At 45.0% G+C, this 19566-nt stretch carries 13 protein-coding genes and 2 pseudogenes; 13 read left to right on the plus strand and 2 right to left on the minus strand.

Annotated elements, in window-relative coordinates; all coding sequences use genetic code 11:
- Positions 1 to 15 precede the first annotated feature (15 nt).
- Complete coding sequence (locus ASL14_RS17455; RefSeq protein ID WP_134912747.1) at positions 16 to 1095, plus strand: sensor histidine kinase; 1080 nt, start codon at positions 16 to 18, stop codon at positions 1093 to 1095.
- On the plus strand, positions 1073 to 1723 hold the full coding sequence (locus tag ASL14_RS17460) for a response regulator (protein WP_025686553.1): 651 nt from the start codon (positions 1073 to 1075) through the stop codon (positions 1721 to 1723). The genes ASL14_RS17455 and ASL14_RS17460 overlap by 23 nt, the downstream gene beginning before the upstream one ends.
- 146 nt (positions 1724 to 1869) lie before the next feature.
- On the opposite strand, the gene ASL14_RS17465 is transcribed toward ASL14_RS17460, so the two are convergent.
- The gene (locus ASL14_RS17465) at positions 1870 to 2292 is read right to left on the minus strand and encodes a hypothetical protein (RefSeq protein ID WP_134912749.1); all 423 of its coding nucleotides are present in this window, start codon (positions 2290 to 2292) and stop codon (positions 1870 to 1872) included.
- Between the two features lie 244 nt (positions 2293 to 2536).
- On the opposite strand from ASL14_RS17465, the gene ASL14_RS17470 reads away from it, so the two are divergent.
- The 3 genes from ASL14_RS17470 (at position 2537) to ASL14_RS17480 (ending at position 6940) form a co-directional block, all read left to right on the plus strand.
- Positions 2537 to 3307 (plus strand): YwmB family TATA-box binding protein, encoded by a 771-nt coding sequence (locus ASL14_RS17470; protein WP_134912751.1) that lies wholly within the window; start codon positions 2537 to 2539, stop codon positions 3305 to 3307.
- Between the two features lie 186 nt (positions 3308 to 3493).
- Positions 3494 to 5050 carry a glucose-6-phosphate dehydrogenase gene (zwf, locus tag ASL14_RS17475; RefSeq protein ID WP_134912753.1) on the plus strand — a complete coding sequence of 519 codons (1557 nt, stop codon included), beginning with the start codon at positions 3494 to 3496 and terminating at the stop codon, positions 5048 to 5050.
- Positions 5051 to 5359: 309 nt separating this feature from the next.
- Positions 5360 to 6940 carry a peptide chain release factor 3 gene (locus ASL14_RS17480; protein WP_134912754.1) on the plus strand — a complete coding sequence of 527 codons (1581 nt, stop codon included), beginning with the start codon at positions 5360 to 5362 and terminating at the stop codon, positions 6938 to 6940.
- A 146-nt stretch (positions 6941 to 7086) separates the two neighbouring features.
- Here ASL14_RS17480 and ASL14_RS17485 read toward each other — a convergent pair whose 3' ends face one another.
- Entirely contained in the window at positions 7087 to 7320 is a 234-nt protein-coding gene (locus ASL14_RS17485; protein ID WP_044648543.1) for a small acid-soluble spore protein SspI, read from the minus strand.
- Positions 7321 to 7481: 161 nt separating this feature from the next.
- Here ASL14_RS17485 and ASL14_RS17490 point away from each other — a divergent pair.
- The 8 genes and pseudogenes from ASL14_RS17490 to ASL14_RS17525 all read left to right on the plus strand — a co-directional run.
- A pseudogene (locus ASL14_RS17490) lies at positions 7482 to 8147 on the plus strand (potassium channel family protein); the annotation flags it as partial.
- Between the two features lie 41 nt (positions 8148 to 8188).
- Entirely contained in the window at positions 8189 to 8977 is a 789-nt protein-coding gene (locus ASL14_RS17495) for a TrmH family RNA methyltransferase (protein ID WP_134912756.1), read from the plus strand.
- A 1616-nt stretch (positions 8978 to 10593) separates the two neighbouring features.
- Positions 10594 to 11430, plus strand: coding sequence for a BglG family transcription antiterminator LicT (gene licT, locus ASL14_RS17500; protein ID WP_134912758.1), 837 nt, complete (start codon positions 10594 to 10596; stop codon positions 11428 to 11430).
- Between the two features lie 148 nt (positions 11431 to 11578).
- Positions 11579 to 13474: a beta-glucoside-specific PTS transporter subunit IIABC gene (locus tag ASL14_RS17505; RefSeq protein WP_134912760.1), complete on the plus strand. Its 1896-nt coding sequence runs from the start codon at positions 11579 to 11581 to the stop codon at positions 13472 to 13474.
- A gap of 62 nt (positions 13475 to 13536) precedes the next feature.
- Positions 13537 to 14289 (plus strand): annotated as a pseudogene (locus tag ASL14_RS17510) (glycoside hydrolase family 1 protein); the annotation flags it as partial.
- A gap of 471 nt (positions 14290 to 14760) precedes the next feature.
- Positions 14761 to 16200, plus strand: coding sequence for a 6-phospho-beta-glucosidase (locus ASL14_RS17515; protein ID WP_134912762.1), 1440 nt, complete (start codon positions 14761 to 14763; stop codon positions 16198 to 16200).
- A gap of 272 nt (positions 16201 to 16472) precedes the next feature.
- The gene (gene licT / locus ASL14_RS17520) at positions 16473 to 17303 is read left to right on the plus strand and encodes a BglG family transcription antiterminator LicT (protein WP_134912764.1); all 831 of its coding nucleotides are present in this window, start codon (positions 16473 to 16475) and stop codon (positions 17301 to 17303) included.
- Positions 17304 to 17554: 251 nt separating this feature from the next.
- Positions 17555 to 19444 carry a beta-glucoside-specific PTS transporter subunit IIABC gene (locus tag ASL14_RS17525; protein WP_134912766.1) on the plus strand — a complete coding sequence of 630 codons (1890 nt, stop codon included), beginning with the start codon at positions 17555 to 17557 and terminating at the stop codon, positions 19442 to 19444.
- Positions 19445 to 19566 lie beyond the last annotated feature (122 nt).

The following is a 19566-nucleotide window of genomic DNA, read 5'->3' on the forward strand; positions in this document are numbered from 1 at the left end:
TCAGGAGGAGCCAGGATGAATCATAAAAAAACGTCCAATATGGTAACCCGCAGTATGGGTGAAGGTATCCTCCTGTGTGTTGTTGTGGGCGCGGTCGTCATTTATATGCTGTATACATATGGTTATGTAAAGTCGTTCCCGACCTGGGGAATGATACTGAAATTTGCGGGAGCCGTTGTCATGGTACTGATTGGCACCGGGGCAATATACGGTTTTTATGAGAGCTACCGCTTCAAAAGCAGGCTGGAAAAGCTGCGGGAGACGCTACTGATGTGGGAAAAGGGGACACCTGCTCGGGAGCTGCCGCCACTGGGTCATGATGAGTTGGGCAGGCTGGGTGAGCAACTGGAGCGAATCGGGCGCAAATGGCAAGAGCAGGTTACTTCTTTACAACGCTTGTCCACCAACAATGCACAGCTGGCAGAACAGGCCAGAGTGACCGCGATTGTCGAAGAAAGGCAACGATTGGCGAGGGAGCTACATGATGCAGTGTCACAGCAATTGTTTGCGATTTCGATGACGGCAACGGCTGTAGGCAGGACGCTGGATAAGGATTTTGATAAGGCGCAGCGTCAGGTTGCATTGATTGAAGAAATGTCCTCGGTGGCGCAATCCGAAATGCGAGCGTTGCTGCTTCATCTACGGCCTGTTTATCTGGAAGGCAAGCGGCTGGAGCAGGGATTACGTGATTTGATACAGGAATTGCAGGCCAAGGTTCCCATGGAGATTGATTTTGAGATGGAGAGCGGAGTACAGTTGGTTAAAGGCATTGAGAATCATTTGTTTCGCATTGTTCAGGAAGCGATGTCCAACACGTTGCGTCATGCCAAAGCAAGCCGTATGGAGATTCGTATCGTGCAACGCACGGATTCCGTTCGATTAACGATTAGGGATAACGGAATTGGATTCGAGCTGGATGAGAAAAAGCAGACTTCGTATGGATTGTCCACAATGCAGGAGCGTGTCAGCGAGATTGGGGGAGCTATCCAATATATAACGGCCCTGGGGAAAGGGACACGAATTGAGGTATCGGTGCCGGTTTTAAATGATGAAAGCGGAAGGAACGATGATCATGGAAACGGAATTGCCGATTAGCGTACTGCTGGTAGACGACCATGAAATGGTACGAATTGGTCTGGCGGCGGTGCTGGGCACGGAAGATGGCATTGAAGTGGTAGGCGAGGCCGGGAGTGGGGAAGAAGGCATACGACTGGCTACAGAGTATAAGCCGGACGTAATTTTAATGGATCTGGTTATGGACGGTATGGATGGAATCGAAACGACTCGCCAAGTGACACGCCTGCTTCCAGAGACGAAGGTCATCGTACTGACGAGTTATTTGGACGATGAGAAAATGTATCCGGTTATTGAAGCGGGTGCGTTCAGCTATCTGCTCAAAACGTCCCGTGCATCCGAGGTTGCGGATGCGATCCGTGCAGCGGCACGCGGACAATCCGTGCTGGAGTCGCAGGTTGCTTCCAAGATGATGAACCGATTTCGACAGCCACAGGCTGAAGCGCCTGCGCATGCGGAACTGACGGATCGTGAAATGGAAGTGCTTCGGCTGTTAGCACAAGGTAAATCCAATCAGGATATTGCGGATGAGCTGATCATCGGGATTAAGACAGTTAAATTCCATGTCACCAATCTTCTCGCCAAGCTGGGAGTGGAGGACCGCACACAGGCGGCAATCTATGCCTACAAAAACGGATTAGCAGAGTAGCGTGTAGAACGGACTAATACTATGAGATACCAAAGAGTGGAGCACTTCTACGCTGTTGAACAGGTTCCACAATTTAAATAGGGAAATACAATGAACCGGAGACTTGTATTAGTTCTCCGGTTTTTTTGTGCTCTTGAAAACGGTATTTAAATAAGTAAGAACAGAAAAGCGATTAAGGCCAGATCCAGCACAAGTCCAGCTCCGTGTCCATATCCACCGTAGCTATTTCCGGCAAATCCACCTGTGTCATAGGGAAAGGACGGACTTAAGGGCTCACTGCGAGGTTTGATTAAGCTGTTTATTTTGGCAGAGGAACGTACTTTGTTTTTAGAGTTTCGTTTTTTCTTTTTAGAGGATATCTTCTTGGCTTCTTGTTTTCCCTTGTTATTATAGTTTCCGGCATTGGGACTGTTGGAGAAGGAGGATGGATACCCGTTTAACATCAACTTGCCTTTGCCACACCCGCTGAGAATACCAACATGTCGTGTTCCGTCATGCAGAACAGCACAGACCAATCGTCCACCATGAGGTGCCACATTGGCTTCATTTACAGGATATATGGGAAACATGATTTCACCTCTTTCTGTATAAGATACGTTGTGATCATAGTCTATTCTCACGATGCCTATAACGTATGGTCGAACACCCAGCAGGTAAACGATAATTTTTTAAACGTGGGCTTCTGCGTTTTGCGTGTATAAAACCTCCGGCAACGGGAAAGCTATTGATAGATTGATAGATTCCAAGCCAGCCGAAAAAGCGCCAAGAATATGCCGGTAAGAATCGGATGCTTGTGGAGCGGGAGGAACGACGATGTTAAAAGCAGAGGTTATCAAAAAAGGGATGGTAGCTATTGCAGTGTTCGGAACGGTGCTGTTACTCGTAGGCTGGCGTTATGGGACGTTTCAAACGACTGAATATGACTCGTATTCCCGCAAGGCAGAAACGGATTTGCGCTCTGTATTGACCGTCTCGGATCAGGCTCCTGGTACACTGGATAAGCTGGTTGTGAAATGGCAAGGTGACTGGACTTCTTACGGTGATGATCCGGCAGCCATGGCGGCCCGGATAGCCGATCAACTAAATATTCCCGCCGTAAACAAGGTAGAGGAAAACGGACACACAGTGTATCGTTCGGTTGGCGGTAGCGGAGAACTGAAAATCCGCTTGAACGTAATGGAACAGCTTGCGGGTCAATGGTATACGGTCGTTCAACTGGAGAGTAGCAATGCAGGACGTGAGCAGTTAATCCGCCTGCATGAGCTTTGTGCTGAGCAATTGGCGGCTGTGGGAGTACAAGCAGTATGGAATACGTCCATTCAGCATTCGCTGAAATCAAATGAGCCCGTGGACCAACTGATGAAGCTGACAGAGACACGTTTAGCAGGAAGCTTGTCCATGAAGGCAAAAGAAAGATATACAGATGCGACGACGGTGGCTGTATCCTATGAAGCACCGCAGCTGCCTCTGGCAGTTCAAAGTGGTGAGCATCAGGTGCATATGCAGATGGCTGTGCATGAAGATGAGGAGCATCAGGATACTCGTATTACGATCGGTTTTCCGCTGATTACGATAGAATACTGACTTATAAGGTAAATTTATGATTCATCGGATAGCTTATCCATGCGGAATATGCTAAAATGTCATCAAATCTTCAGTTTCATGTTTGTCGAAAATCAAGTATGATCTTGTATAAATATACACAATACTACATGCGGATTTCGAGGGTTGTGGAAGCGGAATCTTGTCATGGGAAGAATGAGGTACTTCATGGCTGACATACCTAATAATGAATCTGTTGTGACGCAAGGCGCAGTGTTATTTATTTTTGGTGCTACGGGCGATTTGGCTCGCCGCAAGCTTTTTCCTGCGATCTACAGCTTGTACCGCGAAGGGAAGCTTGGTGAGGATTTTGCCGTTATTGGCGTAGCGAGACGCCCTCGCACAGAGGAAGAATTCCGTAATGACCTGTACGCTTCGATACAGGAGTTTAGCCGCTACAAGGCAGAAAATGATCAAGAATGGCAGGCATTTGCCGAGCATTTTGAATATAAATCACTGGATATCAACAATGTCGAAGGATTTCATGAACTGAGACAGCAGACGGAGACCATAGAGACGAAATTCAGTATTCCGGGGAACCGTTTGTTTTATTTGGCCTTGGCCCCTGAACTATTTGGAAGTGTATCGAAGAGTCTCAAAGAAGGCGGTATGATGGATGGCAAGGGCTGGAATCGTCTTGTCATTGAGAAGCCGTTCGGTTATAACCTAGAATCTGCGCAAGAGCTGAATATTGAAATACGCGAAGTATTTGAAGAGGAAGAAATTTATCGGATTGATCACTATCTTGGTAAGGAAATGGTGCAAAATATCGAAGTGATCCGCTTCGCAAACGCCTTCTTTGAACCATTGTGGAATAATAAGCATATTTCCAATGTGCAAATTACGCTTAGTGAAACCGTGGGCGTGGAGGAACGCGGAGGTTATTACGATCATTCCGGTGCTCTGCGGGATATGGGACAGAACCATATGCTGCAAATGTTGACGATGATTGCAATGGAACCACCGAGCCGTTTGCTCCCTGAGGATATCCGTGATGAAAAGGTAAAAGTGCTGCGTTCGCTGCGTCCTTTTGAATCAGCAGAGGAAGTGCTGACTAATGTGGTACGCGGTCAATACACGGAAGGAAGCTATCGCGGTCAGCAGTTGCCGGGGTATCGTGAAGAGGACAAGGTTGATCCACATTCGAGCACAGAGACTTATTTTGCTTCACGCGTATTTGTGGATAATTTCCGTTGGGCAGGGGTTCCGTTCTACATTCGTACCGGCAAACGTCTTCCTGTAAAGACAACCGAGATCGTTGTGGAATTTAAGAGCATGCCTACGAACGTGTATCTTGGTCAAAAGCATAAGCTGGAGCCGAACTTGCTCGTGATCCGGGTGAATCCGATGGAAGGCATTTACATCAAGATTAATGCCAAGAAGCCGGGTTCGGAATCGGATATTGAACCGCTGGCTATGGATTTCTGCCAAAGCTGTATGGTCGGCATCAACTCACCGGAGGCTTATGAACGGTTGTTGATGGACGCGATTGAAGGGGACTCTACGTACTTCACGCGTTGGGATGAGGTTGCGACAGCATGGAGATTCGTGGATCGGATCGCCAAAGCTTGGCAACAAGCCCCGGATACGCTGGAAACCTATCCTGCAGGCTCATGGGGACCGGAAGGCGCTCGCAAGCTGCTGGAGCAAGATGGCTTTAAATGGTGGCCGGTCAGCGGTCAGGATGAAGATAATGTCATCTGGCGGGTAGGCGGCACTCAGTAATCCTGAAATTGTTCAGCATCCCCCTACGTCCTGTTCAGGATGTAAGGGGATGCTTTGCGTTCGGAGTGTGCTATAATAACTTAGTCTCAGGTTTTCAGTTTGCAACTGATTATACGTTAAAGGCAGGCTAAAACATGTAAATAGATCGTATTTATAATGAATATGGTAACGGAGTACGCCGAATACTGGATCTAACGGTAAAGAAACCGATAGCACCGATGAATTTACGTTAACAGGCGTGCATCATGGCCTTTTTATGAATAGCTTGAGCAGGAACGCAATGGATTTGATCATGAAGGGATATGTGAAATGAGTAAAACACTGGATATACTTCAACAGGAAGTCGACAAACGGCGCACGTTTGCGATTATTTCTCACCCGGATGCGGGGAAAACGACACTGACGGAGAAGCTGCTACTGTTCGGGGGCGCGATTCGTCTTGCCGGTTCAGTTAAAGCGCGTAAAGCAAGCAAGCACGCGACGAGTGACTGGATGGAGATTGAAAAGCAGCGGGGGATTTCGGTTACATCCTCAGTTATGCAATTTGATTATAATGGGCACCGTATTAACATTCTGGACACCCCGGGTCACCAGGATTTCAGTGAAGACACTTATCGTACATTAACAGCAGCGGATAGCGCAGTCATGCTGATTGACGTAGCGAAAGGTGTGGAAGCGCAAACGATTAAGCTGTTTCAGGTGTGTGCCAAGCGTGGAATTCCAATTTTCACCTTCATTAACAAGCTGGACCGTGAGGGACGCAGTCCTTTTGACCTGATGGAGGAGCTGGAGCAGGTGCTCGGCATTCGTTCGGTGCCTATGAACTGGCCAATTGGTACAGGACGTGAGTTGTGCGGTGTCTATGACCGTGTCAAAAATCAGGTCGAGCTGTTTCAGGGAGATGACCATTCCACGATCAAGGTACAAAAAGTGGAGGATTACAATGATCCAATCATTCGCGAAATGGCGGGTGAATATTTGCATGACCAATTATGTCAGGACCTGGAGTTACTCGATGTTGCGGGTGACCCTTTTGATATGGAGAAAGTACAGCGCGGGGAATTAACGCCTGTATTCTTCGGTAGTGCGATTAATAACTTTGGAGTTCAAACGTTCCTGGAAAACTTTCTTCAGCTTGCTCCCAAGCCGGAGCCGCGTCGCAGTACAGCGGGGGAAATCGAGCCGACGAACGAGAAATTTACTGGCTATGTATTTAAAATTCAAGCAAACATGAACCCGGCTCACCGTGACCGCATCGCATTCCTGCGTATCGTATCTGGTAAGTTCCAACGGGGCATGAGTGTTAAGCATGTACGGATGGGCAAGGAGATTAAGCTGTCCCAGCCACAGCAATTTTTAGCGCAGGACCGTGATATTGTCGAGGAAGCTTTCCCAGGCGATATTATCGGATTGTTTGATCCGGGCATTTTCCGTATTGGCGATTCACTTAGTCAAGGTGGAGAGGTCATATTTGATGAATTGCCGACCTTCTCGCCTGAGATTTTTGCCAAGGTTACCGTAAAAAATGCTTTGAAGCACAAGCAGTATTTGAAGGGTATTGACCAGTTGACCGAGGAAGGTATGATTCAGGTGTTCCGTACGGTAAGCTTTGACGATACGCTGCTGGGCGTTGTCGGTCAACTGCAATTTGAAGTATTTGAGTACCGCATGAAGGGTGAATATGGAGTTGATGTACAGCTTCAACGTATGCCATTCCAATTTGCACGCTGGATTGTGGATGATCAGATTGATCCAAGCAAATTCCGTATTAACTCTACGTTGGTGAAGGACAAGAAGGGTAATTATGTTGCCTTGTTCGAAAATGAGTATGCGATGCGGACTGCTATAGAGAAAAATCCTACAGCCAAGTTTTTGGAGATGGCTCCATAAGATTTGGATTTGATAAGCAGGACAGGAAATAAAACTGTTATTTGATCTGTACAACGAATAGTCCACTCAGTGTTACGGCGAGTGGACTATTTTCGTATACGGGCGGTAGGATGAAGCAGGGTTGAACAAAAGTTTGAAGATAAGTCTTAGGTTAGCGGGACGGGCTTGATTTTATCAAGCTGCTCATGTGCCAGGTGGACAAACTCTTGTTGCTGGGTCTGGTTCATGTGCTTCCATGCCACCTCAAGAATGACACCCAATCCGGGCAAAGCGGCCTCTGGTCCATCCACTGACCCGATAATCATATCGGTAAGATCAGCTTCTGATTTGCCGTGAACTTTGTGAACAATGGCTTGTCGTAAATCCAGTGTAATGGGCATGTGGTACCTCCCGTATGTTTGTAATGGTTGTCGGGTGTATTATGGCTTGGGCTGCTGTCCGGTATACATGAAGAAGCATTTAGCATAAGCATGCCAAATTTATGTTTTTGGCGTGTTATGCTATACTATGACGAACAGTATGGTGATCGGGAGGTAAGGAAGGAATGGCTAAAAAGCAGTATGCAGTAATCGGCATGGGTCGTTTTGGCTCCAGTGTTGCCACTGCATTGAGCGAAATGGGCTTTGATGTGTTGGCGATCGATTCGGACGAGCAGCGCACACAGGAAATGTCGAATATTGTGACCCACGCGGTATCTGCCGATTCAACGGATGAGGAAGCGTTGCGTGCGCTCGGTATTCGCAATTTTGATGTCATCGTGGTGGCAATTGGCGAAGATATACAGGCAAGCATATTGACGACATTAATCCTCAAGGATATGGGCGTGCCAGCTCTGATCGTAAAAGCGCAAAATGAATTGCATGGGAAAGTGCTGCAAAAGATAGGCGCGGATAAGGTGGTTTATCCTGAGCGGGACATGGGGCTGCGAGTAGCCCATCATTTGACGTCTCCAAATATTCTGGATTATATTGAGCTGTCCAAGGATTATAGTATTCTGGAGATGAAAGCGGCGGATTCCATGATAGGAAAAAATCTGAAGGAACTTGATATACGCGCCCGTTTTGGCTGTAACGTGATGGCGATTCGTCGAGATCAGGAAATGAATATCTCTCCTTATGCTGAAGATCGGCTGGAAACGGGGGATGTGCTTGTTATTGTAGGCCACAAGGATGACTTAACCAAGTTGGAGCTGGCTTTTGCAGTATGATGATAAATCATTTTATTTATAAAGGAACGGACGGATAACAAATGGAAATCATTTCACCGAACAATACACGTGTAAAGGAATGGGCACAACTGCTGGAAAAAAAGCATCGCACCCGGCAGCATAAATATATCGTCGAGGGCATTCATCTGGTGCAGGAAGCGCTGCGTTCGAACGCGGTTGTCGAAAGCGTTGCCTATGATTTGGACAAGGGCATTCCTGCTGAGCTGAATGGCTTGGACCAAGCTGACCAGGCGGTGGAATGGATTCCCGTATCGGCGGCGGTCATTGCCAAATGCACCGATACGAAGACACCGCAGTCCGTCTTTGCTATCGTGCGCAAGGAGGAGCGTGGCGCATTCCCGGCGTTGCTGGAGCAGGCGGATGCGCTGGTGATGGTGCTGGACGGGGTACAGGACCCCGGCAATGTGGGCACCATCATCCGTAGTGCGGACGCCGCCGGAGCCGCAGGCGTCATTCTGGGTCATGGCTGCGCCGACCTGTACAACCCGAAGACGATCCGCTCTACGATGGGATCGCTTTTTCACCTGCCCGTGATTGAGGGCAGTCTGGAGGAGCTTTTGCCGCAGGCCAAAAGCAAAGGTGCCCGACTGATTAGCACCTCGCTGGACGCAAGTCTGTCGTGCTATGCCGTTGATTTGCGTGTTTCTACTTGGCTTGTGATTGGGAACGAAGGCCAGGGTATTTCCGCTGCTACCGCACGTATGGTGGATGAATCGGTGTTCATCCCGATGCAGGGGCAGGCGGAGTCGTTGAACGCAGCGATGGCTTCCACGGTGCTGCTTTTTGAGGCGATGAGACAGCGAAGCTAGTGGAAAACTATATATTTGTGGGTTATACACCAATTGAGACTAATTATATTATTAAATGAGACTGTTTATACCATCTAAATGAGACAATCAATGTCCCCGGAAACCCAGTAAAATCGGGAATAAAGGCTAAGTAAATACAAAATTATCTGTTAGAGATTAATCTAAGTTTTCTTATTTTATGTTGAAAAAGGACAGCCTGTTTTTTATAACAAGAAGTAAGATAATCATTATCTAAAGGGAAATGTTACCCTCATTCAAATCTCTTTCTGCTATTTGGAGGCTGCATCCGTCGATACTCAGGCAAAGTTTGTCTTTAGCTTCCGGGGATATTTAGATAATTAACAAGCTGTTTTTAGATTGTATTTGTTAAGCTGGTGAAGAAGTGCCCATCAGTTATTTCATTTTGTTTATTAATTTTGAGAAATATTAGATATGTAAATTGTCTATTTCGTTTGATATACGGGTATCCTGATGATGAAAATGAAAAGGGAGGAGATTAAGATTAAGTTTCGTAACGTTTTATAAGTTCTGCTTCAGCTACTCTGTTCCCATTTTGAGCTAATTTAATTAAATCAATTACTTCATACATTGATTTGTCCCTCTTTTTTCTGTATCTAATTTAGAGATGAAGGAGCATGAGAAAGGCAGATCTTTGACTACAACTCCATATAATATTTGAGCACCAGTATGGTTTTGCGTAATTTTGAAATGGCTTGTCTTGAGATCTTGCGAAAGACTTGTATATTCAACAACTAGATTTTGACTTGAATAGACATCAAGGATGAAATTTAACTCATAGGTAGCTAGGTGCTCTCTATAGATAATGCCAAATTAGCAAAAGATATATTTGAATTATTTCGCGGAGATGAAGAAGCGTTATGGCTTCATTTATGGTAGAAAAAGACAGTGAAGGGAAAGACAACATGCATCGTCTTAAGAAGAAGAGCTCAACTGGTATAAGAATATTAGTACGACAAACGGAGAAGATTTAGTTTAATAAATCTATGCCAAAAACAACTACTTCTTTGGAAATGTGGTTTAGGTGATAGAGCCTCACGAAGAAGTAGAGGTAGTACTAAAATAGTTGCATAAACACAAAGAAAAGTACAGGCAGATCTTTAAATCAACTTTTATAGATGAGAATTTGTGAAATAAAGTAACCTATCCGGATTGAAGATCATAGCCCATTATGATTAAAAGTATTTCCTGCAAATTATGATAAAGTATTACACGGTATCGTAATGACTGCTGATTATCAGCTACAACGAATTGAACTGAGAACTATTAGGGATCAATTGGAATGGATAGAAATAGAGGATATCTTAAACATTATTTGAATCGGAGAATTACAGTTTATTCACATCGTACAGCTAAACCTCGTTCAGGTGATATTTTAGCTATGCAATTCCAAAATTAAGCGACAGGTGTTCAAATCCAGATTAGAGATTATTTTTTGTTGAAAACGTTCTCCCCATCTTATATAATGAATCTACAATTAATATTAGGGTTGTTACTGCATCGCAGGCAAAGCCTAAACCAATCCGTGCTAAATTATATTTAGTTTAGGATTAGTTTAGGCTTTTTTTGTTAGTAAAAAATATAAAGTGGGCGAACTCATGAGGATTAAAAAAGTATTTAACAATAATGTTGCACTGGTTGAAGGGCCGAATCGATCCGAGATCATTGTTATTGGAAAGGGACTAGCCTATCAGAAAAATCCAGGTGGAAATATAGATCCATCAAGAATTGAAAAGACCTTCGTGATGGAGACTAAGGAATTATCTGAGCGGCTATCTACATTACTGAGTGAGATTCCTCCAAAGCATCTAGAATTGACAGATCAAATTATCCGTTATGCAGTAAAGGATTTACACACTTCCTTTAGTAATAATATCTACCTGGCTCTTACAGATCATATTAGTTATGCAATTACGCGCTCCGCGCAGGGATTGAGTCTCAAGAATGCGCTGCTCTGGGAGATACAGAAGTTCTATCCGAAAGAATATCACACGGCAATGCATGCTTTACACTTAATTGAAAAGGAAACCGGAATTAAACTGCCTGTAGATGAAGCTGGCTTTATCGCAATGCATTTTGTGAATGGTCAGCAGGATGGCCAGGAAATGGAACAGACCTTGATGGTTACCCAGATGGTTCAAGGAATTCTTAATATAGTAACACTTCATTATGGGATTGAGCTAGATGAGAATTCGTTAAATTATAGCCGCTTTGTGACTCACTTAAAATATTTTTCTTATCGCACCATGCGTCATGAATCGATTCCTTCTGAGGATGATGAGCTCTACGAACAAGTCGTTGCCAAGTATCCTGAAGCTTTTGCCTGCAGTGAGAAGGTAAGAGCATATTTACGGGAAGAGTATCAAGTTGAGACAACCGAAGGTGAAATGGTCTATTTCATGCTCCATATTAGGCGTGTGACCAGCAGAGATTAGAATATTACAATAAATAGCAGGGTTGTTACCATTAGTTGGGCAAAGCCTGGATAAGTGATAAGTGTACTGTTTTTCAGTGTACTTAATCACCTATTCAGGTTTTTTTATTTCATATAAACCAGAATGAGGTCTAAAGGAGCGAGCACAAATGAAGTACGAAAGATTAGCGAAAGATATCGTGCAGAACATCGGTGGAGAGGAGAATGTTACGAACCTTGTCCATTGTGCAACCCGGTTGAGATTTAATTTAAAAGACAATCATTTACCCGATAAAGAGAAGCTGACAAGCTTAGAAGGAGTGCTGACTGTCGTAGAAAGTGGCGGTCAATTTCAAGTGGTTATCGGAAATGACGTTGCACACGTATATCAAGAGATTATGAAAACCAGCAAACTTGGGACAGGGAGTTCTGCATCAGAGGATGCAGATCAACCTAAGGAGAAGATTCTGTCCACAATTTTTGCAGTGATTTCCGGAAGTCTTTCTCCTCTGTTGCCTGCAATGGCCGGAGCGGGGATACTAAAAGCTTTTTTAACCCTGTTCACAACCTTTGGCTGGGTATCTGCAGAAAGTGGAACCTACCTCATTCTGGCTGCAGCAGCTAATGCCGTCTTCTATTTCCTACCTATATTCCTGGGCGTCTCTGCAGCGATCAAATTTGGCGCCAATCCTTATGTAGGTGGAGTTATCGGTGCAGCATTAATGGAACCGAACTTTACGGGGTTATTAGCTAACGGAGATACGACCTCCTTTCTAGGCATCCCTGTAGTCTTGATGGATTATTCATCAACCGTCTTTCCGGTATTCGTAGCAATTTGGATTTTCTCTTACGTGGAGAAATATCTAAAGAAAATCATCCATAAAGAGCTTCAAACGTTCTTGGTTCCATTGTTGTCTTTAGCCATTATTGTGCCACTTACTGCGATGATCTTCGGTCCGTTTGGTGTATATATCGGAAATGCGATAGCGAATTCGATCAATTACCTTATGGGAGTAAGTGGGCTGTTAACCGGTGCTGTTATTGGCGGGTTAATCTTCTTCCTTGTTGTATTTGGCCTTCATTGGGGCATTATTCCGATCGTTCTGGCAAATCTTACGAATGGAACCGATCCAATCCTTGCGATGTGGGCAGCTTCTAACTTTGCAATGGCAGGGGTGGCACTGGCTGTTTTCCTTAAATCTAAAGAAAAGTCTTTGAAATCAATTGCCGGTTCCTCTACGTTAAGTCTGTTGTTAGCCGGTGTCTCTGAGCCGACCGTATACGGGATATTGCTGCGTTACAAGCGAACGATCCCATACGTTATTATTGCCGGAGCTGTCGGAGGGGCGATTAATGGCGGTTTCCATACGTATGCTACAGCATTTGTCTTCCAAAATATTTTTTCAATCGGTGCATTTGAACCTGTCGGGTATTATTTAATAGGGATTGCCGCCGCCATGGGGATTGGTTTGATTCTGACGATTCTTTTCGGTTACCAAGACAAACAAGCTGTTGCAGTGACTGAGCCAATTGACGCAACTCCTACTGTAGAAGTAAAGGCTGTTCAACCGGAAGCAAGTGTCAACCTTACTGGTGTTTCGCAGATCTTGAAGAAAGAGGTACTCTTCAGCCCATTAACAGGAGATGTGAAATCCTTGACTGAAGTTCCCGATCCTGCTTTTGCAGAAGGTGCTATGGGGAAAGGGATTGCAATTATTCCGAGTGTTGGCCAAGCCGTATCTCCAGTGAACGGTACGATTGGCACAATCCTCAAGTCAGGTCATGCTGTAATTATTTTGTCTGAGAGTGGTGCGGAAATATTGATTCACATTGGAATCAACACCGTTCAATTAAAAGGGCAATATTTCACCCCTCGGGTTAAGGCAGGAGATCAGGTCCGCAAAGGGGATCTATTGATTGATTTTGATCTTGAGAAGATTAAGGAAGCCGGATATAATCCGATCACTCCAGTTATAATCTCGAATTCCGGCGATTATTTGGATGTTATTGAAACAACAAACTCATCGGTTTTGGCACAAGATAAGTTGCTGACGCTTGTTGTCTAAGCAGAACTAGTCAGAAAGGAGACTCACCTTTGCAATCCAACACATACAGTTTTCTGTAAAACTTCTTATGGGGCGGCGCTGTAGCGGCCAACCAGGTAGAAGGTGCATTTTTAGAGGATGGAAAAGGAATGTCCACAGCAGATGTATTGCCTCATGGAATTACAGGGCCGATTATGGAAATTCCCGAAGGCAAATATCCCTCTCACGAAGCTATCGATTTTTACCATCGGTATAAAGAAGATATCGCACTTTTTGCAGAAATGGGGTTCCGCTGTTTCCGAACATCAGTTGCATGGACACGTATTTTTCCTGAGGGAGATGAAGAGCTACCTAACGAAGAGGGCCTCCGTTTCTATGAGCAGTTGATCGATGAGTTGCTCAAATACAATATTGAACCTGTCATTACGATATCTCAATATGAAATGCCTTTAGGACTGGCCAAGAAATATGGGGGCTGGAGAAGCCGCAAGACCATCGAATGTTATGAACGGTATGCCAAGGTTCTATTTGAGAGATTTAAAGGGAAAGTGAAATATTGGATGACTTTTAATGAAATTAATATTCTTGCCCATTATCCGTTCACAGGCGGTGGAATTATCGTCCGAGAAGGAGAAAACAAGAAACAGATTCAATATCAGGCTGCACACCATCAGTTCGTAGCGAGTGCTCTCGCCGTTAAGGCTTGTCATGAAGCTATTTCTGATGCCCAAATCGGATGTATGTTGGATTATATTCCTGCATATCCATTGACGAGTGCACCGGAGGATGTTTTTGCGGCTCTGCAAGGAGAACGGGAAATCCTAATGTTCGGCGACACAATAAATTCTATCATCTGATAAATCTATTCGTTGTCCAAAACCAATATTACTTATTATTGGGGGCAATCCACTCGTGAATATACAGTTAACATCTATCTATTGGGGAACAATAAACAATCAGTGGAACATACTTATCTCAGTGTATCATATAGAAAAGGTGTGTTTATCCTACTAGTTTTTATAAGTATCTTTGACTAATTTTATAAAAATAGCTTTCTAAGCACGTTTTAGTCTCATTTGATGTTATAACTCACATGTGGGTTATAACATCAAATGAATTTGACAGGCTTCCAAATCTTTGTTAGAGTTTCATCAAATACGTATAACCTTTTCATGGAATGTTACCGTTAGGGCATAACCTGAACCGGCTTGTCTACACTACACGTGTATCTGGGCTAGTTTGGGTTTTTTTATTTCACTAAACCCTTTCGGCTTTCCCCCATCACACATTTTGGAAGGAGAACGTTTATGTCCAGCTTTATTTTTCCGAAAGACTTTTTATGGGGTGGTGCTCTTGCTGCCAATCAGGCCGAGGGTGCTTATCTGGAAAACGGCAAAGGATTGAGTTTGGTGGACCTGTTGCCGACTGGCGAGAAAAGAAGAAGCATCATGCAGGGGAATGTTCCCTCGCTCACTCCGCTCGAAGGCGAATTCTATCCTTCCCATGAAGCGATTGATTTTTACCATCGCTATCGCGAGGATATTGCGCTATTTGCAGAAATGGGTTTCAAGGCGCTGCGTGTTTCCATTGCCTGGGCCCGTATTTTCCCAACGGGAGAAGATGCTGCACCGAATGAAGCCGGGTTACAATTTTACGATGATCTGTTCGACGAATTGCTTAAACATGGCATCCAGCCAGTGGTTACCCTCGCTCATTTTGACGTACCGGTAAATCTGATTGCTAAGTACGGAAGCTGGCGAAGCCGGAAACTGGTAAGCCTGTTTGAAACATATGCCAAAACGGTATTCGCCCGTTACAAGGATAAAGTGAAATACTGGATGACATTCAATGAAATTAACATGCTGCTCCATTTGCCGTTTATTGGCGCCGGGCTTGTTTTCCAGGAAGGCGAAAACGTCAAACAAATTCAGTATCAGGCTGCACATCACCAGCTTGTTGCAAGTGCACTGGCTGTAAAAGCGTGCCACGAGATCATTCCAGATGCCAAAATTGGCTGTATGCTGGCTGCCGGCAGCTTCTATCCGTATACGTGCAATCCCGAAGATGTTTATCAGGGAATGGAAAAGGACCGCGAGTCCTACTTCTTTATCGACGTGCAGTCACGCGGGGAATATCCAGGTTATGCGAAGCGGTTCTTCAAGGATCATGGACTAACAATCGAGATGGAGTCGGACGACGCGGAAATTTTGAAACATCATACCGTCGATTATATTGGTTTCAGTTACTATTCCAGCCGAACCACCAGCACAGACCCGGAAGTTGTTAAAAACATGACGAGCGGCAATGTGTTCGGCTCTGTGTCCAACCCGTATCTGGACAAGTCCGAATGGGGCTGGACGATTGATCCGAAAGGGTTCCGTATCACGGCAAACCAATTGCACGATCGCTATCAGAAGCCTCTGTTTGTAGTGGAAAACGGCTTTGGTGCCAACGACGAGGTTTCTCCTGAAGGAGAAGTCAACGACGATTACCGGACTGACTATTTGAAACGGCATATTGCTGAAATGGGCGAGGCTCTTCAGGACGGGGTCGAGATTATCGGTTATACAAGCTGGGGACCTATTGATATTGTCAGCGCTTCCTCGGGAGAGATGAGAAAACGCTACGGCTATATTTACGTGGACCGGGACAATGAAGGCAACGGCTCGCTGAACCGGATTAAAAAGAAAAGCTTCCACTGGTACAAAAACGTAATTCATTCCGATGGCCAGAATCTGGGAGAGTAATCGTCCAACAAGAAAATAGATCGGATATCCCGAAAGTAAAGGGGATTTCCGGTCTCTCTTTCTTGGTTGAAAGCGTTGACAATCTCCCGTCTTCGGGCTATACTTGACGCAATTCCATCATTTTTAGGATTGTTACTGCAAAGGCAGGCAAAACCTAAGCCACCAATAAGCGGATTTTACAGTCTTGTTTATTTGTTGAGCTTCGGTTTTTTTTGTTTGCCATAAACAGGATGGAACAGGAGTGGCTCTTGCTGGCATATGGGGGGATTTAGATGAAAATAGCAAAGGTCATCAACAACAATGTAATCAGCGTCTACCAGACGGACGGTACAGAACTCGTGGTGATGGGCCGCGGGGTTGCTTTTAAGAAAAAGCCCGGAGATAAAGTAGACGAAACCAGAATTCAGAAAGTATTTGCCCTGAAAAACAAGCAGACGTCCGACAACTTCAAAATGCTGCTGCGTGAGGTTCCACTGGAACTGATTGTGATTGTGGAAGAAATCATTAATGATGCCAAGCACAATTTGAACAAAAAGCTGAACGAAAATATTTATGTTTCCTTGACCGACCATATCAATTTTGCCGTTGAAAGATACCGGGAAGGATTGGAGATCAAAAACGCGTTATTGTGGGAAGTCAAGCAGTTGTACAAAGAAGAATTTGCGATCGGTCTGAAAACGCTGGAACAAATTAAACAAAAGCTCGATATTGAACTGCCTGTGGACGAAGCGGCTTTTATCGCGATTCACATCGTGAATGCCGAAATGAACGAGGAAGTTATCACCACAATGAGTATTACAAAATTTATGCAGCAAATTATCAATATAGCGAAATATCATTTCAAGGTCGATTTTGACGAGGACTCTCTGAGTTATTTCCGCTTTATTACGCATCTGAAATTTTTCGCCCAGCGTGTGTTTAAGGGGAATCACTACGAAAACAACTACGATCATTTGTATGACATGATCAAGGAAAAGCACAGAGACGCGGCTGCTTGCACGGAGAAAATCGGAGCTTTTGTGGAAAAAGAATACAACCACGAATTGACGAACGAAGAAAAGCTGTATCTGACCGTGCATATTGAGCGGGTGGTTAACAGATGAGCTGGACTTTTCCTGCAAACAGGATAGAGAATATATGACTAAATATTTTTATTGACAGATATGGTTGATTAATTATATTATGAGAACAACAGGAATTTAATAAAGCTTTAACTGGGATTGTTACTGGTTATGCAGGCAAAACCTAAGTCATGAAAAATTGCGGGACAAAAAGCGCCCACCATTTTTCAAGGCTTAGGTTTTTTGTGCGCCTAAATACGTAAAATGCCCATTAGAACATGGAGGTGTCTAGCATGAGTTATGAAAAATTGGCTAAGGAAATCGTTCATCTGGTAGGCGGTGAAAAAAATGTGGTATCACTCGTTCACTGCGCCACCCGCTTGCGTTTTGTGCTAAAGGACGAGGCGAAAGCGGACAAAGAAAAACTGGAAAAAACCGATGGGATTATCACGGTTAAGCAAAGCGGTGGCCAGTTTCAGGTCGTAGTCGGTAACAAAGTACCAGAAGTATACAGTGCTATCAGCAAGGTATCCAACATTCTGGACGAATCCAAAAAAGATGAAAAACCTGTTAAAGCCAACAAAGGCTTCGGTGCCATTATAGACGTTGTTTCCAGCATTTTTGCACCGCTACTCGGAGTCATGGCGGGAGCCGGTATTCTGAAAGGCCTGCTGCTGATTGCCAGCAACGCTGGATGGCTGGCACCGAAGGACACCACCTACATTATTTTGCTGGCCGCTGCTGACAGTCTGTTTTATTTTCTCCCGCTCTTGTTAGCGGTTACAACAGCCCGAAAATTTGAAGGTAACATCTTCGTCGCCCTGACCATTGCCGGAGGATTGCTTTACCCGTCCATCGTCACGTTGAAAACGGAAGGTACACCTACTGACTTTTTCGGTATTCCAATTGTCATGATGAGTTATTCGTCTACGGTTATTCCCATTATTATTGCTATCATTGTCATGAGCAAGCTAGAAAAATGGTTTAATCGGCTGATCCATGAAAGCGTCAAAAATTTTATTACGCCATTGATCCTGCTCGTGATTATGCTTCCTCTGACCTTGATCGTGTTTGGTCCATTCGGGGTCTACGTGGGCAACGGCATCGCAACTGGACTCATTGCCGCGTTCGGCTTCAGCCCGTTATTGGCTGGCGCAATCATGGGTGCTTGCTGGCAAATTCTCGTTATCTTCGGTGTCCATTGGGGCCTCGTACCTGTATTCATTAATAACATTGCTGTTAACGGCAGAGACGGAATCAAACCTTCCGCTGCGGCTTCCATCTTCGCCCAAACCGGTGCTGCGTTTGGTGTCATGCTTAAAACAAAAAATAAAAAGTTGAAGACCTTGGCGGGTTCCGCTACGCTTACCGCATTGTTCGGTATCACAGAACCAGCCGTCTATGGAGTCACGCTTCCGCTGAAACGTCCGTTTATTGCAGGTATTATCGGTGGTGCTATCGGTGGTGCAATTATCGGCCAAGCGGGAACGCAAGCATTCGCTTCCGGCGCGCCGGGACTGCTGACCTTGCCCATCTTCTACGGCCCTGGCGGACAAGGCTTCCCGGGACTGATTTTAGGAATTTCGGTATCGTTTCTGGTTTCGGCCATTCTGACTTATATTTTAGGGTTTGAAGATCCGGTTGAAGCGGAAGAATCACCCGAAAATTCGACTAAAGAACCAGTTCATACAACAGATGTTTCTAACGAAGAGGTATTTAGTCCGATTGAAGGAACCGTTGTCTCCCTCTCGGAAGTTCCCGATCCTGCATTTGCGTCGGAAGCTATGGGTAAAGGCGTCGCCATCGAACCGACATCAGGCAGAGTTGTAGCCCCGTTCGACGGGACGATTACCGTGGCGTTCAAGAAAAAACATGCGCTTGCAGTTGTTTCGCCCAAAGGCGCAGAAATTCTGATTCATGTCGGAGTAGATACGGTTAAGCTGGACGGTAAACATTTTACCTCCCATATCAAAGAAGGCGACCAGGTAAAAGCGGGGGACCTTCTGCTCGAATTTGATGTTGAGCAGATCAGGGCAGCAGGCTACCCTACGATTACGCCGATTATCGTTACGAATTCTTCCGCTTATTCAGAAATCCTTCCAACCACCAAAGGACAGGTAAGGGTGCAGGAACCGCTCTTAAAACTGTTCGGCGGTACCAATGAGAAAGAGGGCATTGCCTGAATGACATAAGAAAAAGCTCTAAGGTCCACCTTATCGGTATTCCCGGGCTTTGGTTCAAGTGCATACAAGAAGATGGACATGTAAGATCAAAGGTGGCTCCAATGGAGTCATCTTTTTTTCGT

It is taken from the genome of Paenibacillus sp. IHB B 3084, from assembly GCF_001447315.1.
GTDB lineage: Bacteria > Bacillota > Bacilli > Paenibacillales > Paenibacillaceae > Paenibacillus.

Coding starts and splice junctions, on each gene's coding strand:
- ASL14_RS17455 (WP_134912747.1), top strand. CDS start 16: ATGAATCATAAAAAAACGTCCAATATGGTAACCCGCAGTATGGGTGAA.
- ASL14_RS17460 (WP_025686553.1), top strand. CDS start 1,073: ATGGAAACGGAATTGCCGATTAGCGTACTGCTGGTAGACGACCATGAA.
- ASL14_RS17465 (WP_134912749.1), bottom strand. CDS start 2,292: ATGTTTCCCATATATCCTGTAAATGAAGCCAATGTGGCACCTCATGGT.
- ASL14_RS17470 (WP_134912751.1), top strand. CDS start 2,537: ATGTTAAAAGCAGAGGTTATCAAAAAAGGGATGGTAGCTATTGCAGTG.
- zwf (WP_134912753.1), top strand. CDS start 3,494: ATGGCTGACATACCTAATAATGAATCTGTTGTGACGCAAGGCGCAGTG.
- ASL14_RS17480 (WP_134912754.1), top strand. CDS start 5,360: ATGAGTAAAACACTGGATATACTTCAACAGGAAGTCGACAAACGGCGC.
- ASL14_RS17485 (WP_044648543.1), bottom strand. CDS start 7,320: ATGCCCATTACACTGGATTTACGACAAGCCATTGTTCACAAAGTTCAC.
- ASL14_RS17495 (WP_134912756.1), top strand. CDS start 8,189: ATGGAAATCATTTCACCGAACAATACACGTGTAAAGGAATGGGCACAA.
- licT (WP_134912758.1), top strand. CDS start 10,594: ATGAGGATTAAAAAAGTATTTAACAATAATGTTGCACTGGTTGAAGGG.
- ASL14_RS17505 (WP_134912760.1), top strand. CDS start 11,579: ATGAAGTACGAAAGATTAGCGAAAGATATCGTGCAGAACATCGGTGGA.
- ASL14_RS17515 (WP_134912762.1), top strand. CDS start 14,761: ATGTCCAGCTTTATTTTTCCGAAAGACTTTTTATGGGGTGGTGCTCTT.
- licT (WP_134912764.1), top strand. CDS start 16,473: ATGAAAATAGCAAAGGTCATCAACAACAATGTAATCAGCGTCTACCAG.
- ASL14_RS17525 (WP_134912766.1), top strand. CDS start 17,555: ATGAGTTATGAAAAATTGGCTAAGGAAATCGTTCATCTGGTAGGCGGT.